This window comes from Dietzia sp. IBK-p2-16D (genome assembly GCF_057773085.1).
Map to the genome: position 1 here is coordinate 1 of NZ_JBYMTL010000062.1, position 450 is coordinate 450.

General features: G+C 39.1%; 1 protein-coding gene. It reads left to right on the plus strand.

All coding sequences use genetic code 11. The features are described 5' to 3' along the window. Positions 1-450, plus strand: a 450-nt coding sequence (locus AC3DE3_RS17365; protein ID WP_488370867.1) for an aminoacyl--tRNA ligase-related protein, incomplete at both ends; no start/stop codon positions are given.

Here is a 450-nt window from a genome sequence, read left to right on the forward strand (position 1 = left end):
GGTTTCTCTCCGATTATCCCACCAGTCATCGTAAGAAAACAAAATCTATATGGTACAGGACACTTGCCAGGCGATGTTGAAGATTATTATATGACTCAAGATGGTGATGCATTAGCTGGTACTGCAGAGGTGCCACTGACTGGTATGCACTCTGGAGAAGTTCTCGATAAAAAATTATTGCCTTTGAAATATCTGGGTTTCTCTCCATGTTTTAGAAGAGAGGCTGGAAGTCACGGCAAAGATGTGAAGGGACTAATTCGTGTGCATGAATTTTATAAATTAGAGCAAGTCATCTTGTGTGAAGCTAGCCATGAGGAATCTGTAAAATTTCACGAAGAGATAAATAAAAATACAGAAGAATTTATTGAAAGTCTCGGTATTCCTTATCATACAGTTATAAACTGTGGGGGAGATCTGGGCCTAGGACAAGTGAAAAAATACGACATTGAG